The sequence below is a fragment of the Coxiella-like endosymbiont of Rhipicephalus sanguineus genome (assembly GCF_018687865.1).
The window spans coordinates 1-5,127 of sequence record NZ_NIQB01000012.1 but is presented as its reverse complement, the minus strand read 5'-3'; the positions used below and the strand labels follow the sequence as shown (position 1 = coordinate 5,127).

Here is a 5,127-nt window from a genome sequence, read left to right as displayed (position 1 = left end):
AGATTATGTAGCTTTAAAAGCATTGACTGCCACGGCCCCGCTGTTATAATCGTTAAACCCCGTAAAAAATATCCTGTTATTCCTTCCAAGCCCTCCTTGTTAATGAAATTGAGTACTGCTTTAGAGGAAGTTACTAAAACGATTAAAGAATTAAGTGACAATATAGAAAAAGTTTTTGATGAAAAATCGCCGAGCAATTAGTGCCAGTTTAGCCAATTTATAGAAAATAACGATGACATTGGCAGCTAATTCACAAAATATTAATTCAACCATGATGTTTATGAAAAAGTTTATGTCTAAATAGTGCCAAAGCCAGTGAACAGTTACCATCGATAATACACCAATTAAATAGCACTTTAACCAGGATAAAATTAACCACGTACCAATTTAATATAACAGGACGAAGTACGAAATTGACAGTGCGGGATGCTCATACAACGATGCCCAGTGTCCAACAATTACTTGATAAATTCAATGTAATGGCTGCTCATTTAGAACAATTAAGTAGGGATTTAGAACATAATCCATTTTTAGTTAGAGTTAAATATCCTTCTCCGCCAGCCAGGTCCGGGAGAGAAATAATGGGAATTTTTAAAATGCATTTTATTTTTATTTAGCCTTTTTAGCCTTTCCTTACGTTTTGTTTAGGTGCTTTCAGTCTTAGTAGCTGTTCCACCAATATTCTAATTATCAACTTGAGGATTTGCATTCGATAAAAGTACCACCTACTAAATCATTTGACTATTTTGGTTTCTACACCAATGGCTAGTCCCGGCTAAAAAATTTCAGGAATGATTTATATGCTAACTTCCTATCAATTGAGCTCTTATGCCAGTAGTCAGTGGGTTGCGCCACCTTCTCAAATGCTTCTATCTTTATTTTTTTTGTGAGTGTTGCGTCAAACAGAACATTTTTTACAATAATTTCATCGCCCCTTTGTAGGGTCAACATTATTTTGATACTCTTTTATTGAAATTGTAACAAGAATTTTTCTTTCCTAATTAATCAGATTCGGTTAACCGTTCAAGCTTCGTTAATTAAAAGTTCAAAAATAACCGAATTATGGCAAGTCAGATTTTCGAAGTTCTTATTCCGGCACCTAGTAATAACCCTTATGGAGGTGTTTTGGAAGCTAATCGCGCGGGGCCGCTATTATTGGTCATCGCATTGCTTTATTTTGTGCTGCTCATGCGCGATAAATGCTATTTAATTATTTCTGATGGTGAATTGACAGTTCACTAGTGTTTGCCTGGGGGAGACCGCAACTGTGATCTTGTAGGATGGTATTATATTCCCAGGTGATGCTTTTTAAGTCTTCAATATTACAATATTATAAGGATAATAAATACTGGATAGTAAAACTACCCATTTACCATCGCTTGCTTTATAGATGCAGGCAATTCGCTTTTTGGCAGGAGAATATACAGCTCCTCCAAAATTTTTGCTTCCAAAATTACGTTTAAAGGAGTTACGTTTATTTAAAGAAGTTACGTTTAAAGGAGTGGGCTGATAAGATTTTTAAACGGGGGGATTATTAGAAGTCCAATAGCCTTTGCTATTTTGCTGTAAATTGGTGGGGGCAAGTGGCTCCTCAAATCTGCCAAGCGAAACCGATTCCTAAAATGGTTATCCCAATCTTCCCGAGTAACGATTGACGCATCATCTCTTCTTTTTTACTTTCAATAGAGAACCTAAATAATTATAGCCACGGTGTATTATTAAATTATCCTTCCCGTTAGAAGGGAAGGTTCAAGCAAGGAATATTAATGCCTAAAACTGAAATTGGCCCGCTCTACTTAAATTCAAAAAAGGCAGATAAGGCTAAGGCTGCTAAAGAATTAGATTTAGAAAAGTATATCAGTGCCGGTATTATCCATAGCAAGGATTCTTTGTATGTGCGTCAGTTTAGCACTTCTTAATTAAGAGAAAATGTGGAGCATATGGAGCAATTAAGAAAAGGTGGCGTATTTGCGACAGAAATGGAAAGTTTTATTATTTTTACCTTAGCCAGTTTGTACAGTTATCGCTTTTCAAAAGGTTTTCAAAAGCCAAGTGAGATTATTAAAGTAGGTTCGATACTCGCTATTGTCCGGGGGATAAGACGCCCGTCCGTTCCAATAAGGAATTTATCGGAAAGGCTATTCAGCGTGCCCCAGATATTGGCATTCAAAGCATTAAATTCTTATTCGACTTAGAACGAGAGTAAGTGGATAGGCACCCAGCAAGCCTACAGTCGACGTGACTGCGGTAATCTAGTTCCCATCGAAGCTTTCCAACTGTCTGCCCTTTCCTTGGAAGCTATTTTTGGGATAGTAAGTAATAACAACATCACTTACTCGCTATAATTTCTCCCCATTAGAGGAAAAATGAGATTGAGGATAATAACTGAAGGTAATATCGGCCGATCCGACGGACTTTTCCTTCATTCCCTAAGATGCTGGGACAGGCAGATTTAAAACCGGGATTTATCGCGAGCAGCGAAGGCCCATTGTTGAAGGGAATTTTATTTCCGTAATATTAAAGGCTAGAAAAGGACAGTTAGCTGAAGAACATGAATAATAACTGATGGGGATTCCTCCGACTTCTGCAATCTTTCCACTGTTTCCATTGAGGGCCGAAGAAGGGTAATACTTGATGTTAAGCCCATCCGTTGATGGCATGGCTTGTTCATGTCCGGTGATTTGATTAAGTTGGTGGATCGCTTCCATTTTGGCGTCATTCGCTTTGACAGATTCCAAATACCCATAAACACTAACACAGAAGGTCACTTTGCGGAGTTTGATGAACACGGCTTGAAGGAGGTCATAACCGTCCGTAACTTGGGTTATAACTGTTATCTTCGGCGAAGCCTAATAAGGGAATAAGCAAGGCTATGATAAACTTAAAAGTGTTGGATTATAAGGCTCTTTTGGCGCATGTGAAACTCCGCTAGGATGTTCGATTTGGCCTATTCGATTTGGCCTATATTTGGATTATTTTTGCCAAGGGGGGGCTTGAGTGGCTATGGTATTTAGTATTCAATATGCCCCTTAACTATATGAAATTACTGCGAGAGTGGCGGAATTGGTAGACGCGCTGGATTTAGGTTCCAGTAGGTAATCCCTGTGAGAGTTCGAGTCTCTCCTCTCGCACCACTGAGCCTCTCTTAAAATTGTCTGGTTGAGTAAGGGCTTGCTAAAAATCGACGAGACTTAGCTCCTCATAGTAGAATTTCAAGACAGGTTCGAGAAGAAAATAGGGAAAGGTTTTATGTCATCAATAGAAAAGGTTGGGGGATTGAAACAGCGTTTGACGGTCACAGTCCCAGCCGAAGATATCGAGAAAGCTTATCAAAGCAGGCTTAAAAAGGTTACCCAAACGGCAAAATTGCCTAAATTTCGACCCGGAAAAGCGCCTCTTAAGAATGTGGAGCAGCGGCTTGGCAAGTCTATTCTCCAAGAAGTAGTGGGGGAGCTTGTTGTAGATACTCTGAGGAGGGCTGTTGAAGAAAATCACTTACACATTGCTGGTAAGCCTAAAGTGGAGCTCGGACAAGTATTGCGAGGACAGCCTCTTAAATATGTCGTTAATTATGAAATTTATCCCAAAATTATCCTCAATACGCTCGAAGGTGAAAAGGTAGAACGGTTGAACATAAACGTGTCCGAAAAGGACGTGGCTAACATGCTTGAATCATTGCGTACTCAGTCCGCCGAATGGAAAGAAGCGGATCGAGCAGCAAAATCTGGAGACCGGGTTATCATCGATTTTGAGGGCACTCTTGATGGTAAAGCCTTTGAAGGCAGAAGTGCTAAAGAGTTTTCATTAGAGCTGGGTTCCCATCGCATGATTCCTGGCTTTGAAGAAGGAATTGAAGGAATAAAGCCGGGCGAGACTAAAATCATCGACGTCACTTTTCCGACGGAATACCCAAGCGAAGATCTGGCAGGCAAAGCAGCTACCTTTATGATAAAGCTGCATAAAGTGTTAGAGCCTGAACTTCCCACCTTCGATGATAAGTTCGTCGAAAAGCTCGGTATTAAAGAGGGGGGTGTAGAGGCGCTCCGAGCAAAGGTGAAGGAAAATATCGAAAAAGAAGTTCACCGTTACGCTGAAAATAACTTGAAAATGACGGTTTTAGATAAATTAGTTGAGCGTAATCCCATTGAGGTACCCGAAGTGTTGGTTGAGGCAGAAATTGAGCACCTCCAAAATATGACTCGTCAACAAATTGCAAGCCAGATAGGCAAAAACGACGAAGCCAAAAAATTAGAATTGCCACGGGAGCCTTACCTTGAGCGGGCAAAAAAACGCGTGGTATTAGGTTTATTGCTTGGTGAAGTAATCAAACAACACGATATCCAGGCAGACTCTGCGCAAATCAGGTCACGGATTGAGGAAATAGCGGCTGCTTATCCCAAGCCCGAGGAAGTGGTTTCCTGGTATTATAATAAAAAGAGGCTTGCCGAGGTCGAATCGGTTGTTCTCGAAGATCAAGCAGTAGCGGTGCTATTGAACCAGCTTGAAGTTGAAGAACGAAACGTAACTTATGAGGAAGCAGTCCAACAAGCACAACAAGGTGATTGATGATGAGTGTCTTAATTCCCATGGTGGTTGAGCAAACGTCGCGAGGCGAACGAGCTTATGATATCTATTCACGTCTTCTAAAGGAACGAATTATTTTTCTAATTGACCAGATTGAAGATCACATGGCCAATTTAGCCATCGCGCAAATGCTTTTTTTAGAATCGGAAAATCCCTCTAAGGAAATCAATCTTTATATAAATTCTCCTGGAGGTTCGGTGAGTTCAGCAATGGCAATTTATGACACCATGCAATTTGTAAAACCTGATGTACGTACTTTATGTTTTGGACAAGCCGCCAGTGCTGGTGCCTTGCTTCTTGCCTCAGGGCTCATGGAAAAAGACAATGCCTGCCGAATTCTTTGGTAATGATTCACCAGGTATTAGGTGGATATCAAGGTCAAGGTACTGACATTCAAATTCATGCCAAACAAACTAAGCGAGTCAGTGACCAGCTGACGGAAATTTTGGCCAAACATACGGGAAAAAGTTTCGAGCAAATTGAAAGAGACACGAACCGCGATTATTTCTTAACACCGGAAGAGGCTTTGGAGTATGGCTTAAT

Annotated in this window: 4 protein-coding genes, 1 tRNA gene and 2 pseudogenes; 6 read left to right on the top strand and 1 reads right to left on the bottom strand. The window is 40.4% G+C overall.

The window, feature by feature from the left end; all coding sequences use genetic code 11:
* From B1F79_RS01300 to B1F79_RS01290, 3 genes and pseudogenes are all read left to right on the top strand, one after another.
* Nucleotides 1–201: pseudogene (locus B1F79_RS01300) on the top strand (hypothetical protein); the annotation flags it as partial.
* Between the two features lie 861 nt (nucleotides 202–1,062).
* Complete coding sequence (locus tag B1F79_RS01295) at nucleotides 1,063–1,242, top strand: hypothetical protein (protein ID WP_251365681.1); 180 nt, start codon at nucleotides 1,063–1,065, stop codon at nucleotides 1,240–1,242.
* Between the two features lie 524 nt (nucleotides 1,243–1,766).
* The gene (locus B1F79_RS01290; RefSeq protein WP_251365680.1) at nucleotides 1,767–1,919 is read left to right on the top strand and encodes a hypothetical protein; all 153 of its coding nucleotides are present in this window, start codon (nucleotides 1,767–1,769) and stop codon (nucleotides 1,917–1,919) included.
* Nucleotides 1,920–2,465: 546 nt separating this feature from the next.
* On the opposite strand, the gene B1F79_RS01285 is transcribed toward B1F79_RS01290, so the two are convergent.
* The gene (locus tag B1F79_RS01285; protein ID WP_251365679.1) at nucleotides 2,466–2,768 is read right to left on the bottom strand and encodes a hypothetical protein; all 303 of its coding nucleotides are present in this window, start codon (nucleotides 2,766–2,768) and stop codon (nucleotides 2,466–2,468) included.
* A 280-nt stretch (nucleotides 2,769–3,048) separates the two neighbouring features.
* Here B1F79_RS01285 and B1F79_RS01280 point away from each other — a divergent pair.
* From B1F79_RS01280 to B1F79_RS01270, 3 genes and pseudogenes are all read left to right on the top strand, one after another.
* Nucleotides 3,049–3,134: transfer RNA gene (locus B1F79_RS01280), tRNA-Leu, on the top strand.
* A 100-nt stretch (nucleotides 3,135–3,234) separates the two neighbouring features.
* Nucleotides 3,235–4,566: a trigger factor gene (gene tig, locus B1F79_RS01275; RefSeq protein WP_308159712.1), complete on the top strand. Its 1,332-nt coding sequence runs from the start codon at nucleotides 3,235–3,237 to the stop codon at nucleotides 4,564–4,566.
* A gap of 2 nt (nucleotides 4,567–4,568) precedes the next feature.
* Nucleotides 4,569–5,127, top strand: a pseudogene (locus B1F79_RS01270) (ATP-dependent Clp protease proteolytic subunit); the annotation flags it as partial.

What these genes read in the sequence shown, in the direction of transcription:
- B1F79_RS01295 (WP_251365681.1), top strand. Translation starts at nt 1,063, where the DNA reads ATGGCAAGTCAGATTTTCGAAGTTCTTATTCCGGCACCTAGTAATAAC.
- B1F79_RS01290 (WP_251365680.1), top strand. Translation starts at nt 1,767, where the DNA reads ATGCCTAAAACTGAAATTGGCCCGCTCTACTTAAATTCAAAAAAGGCA.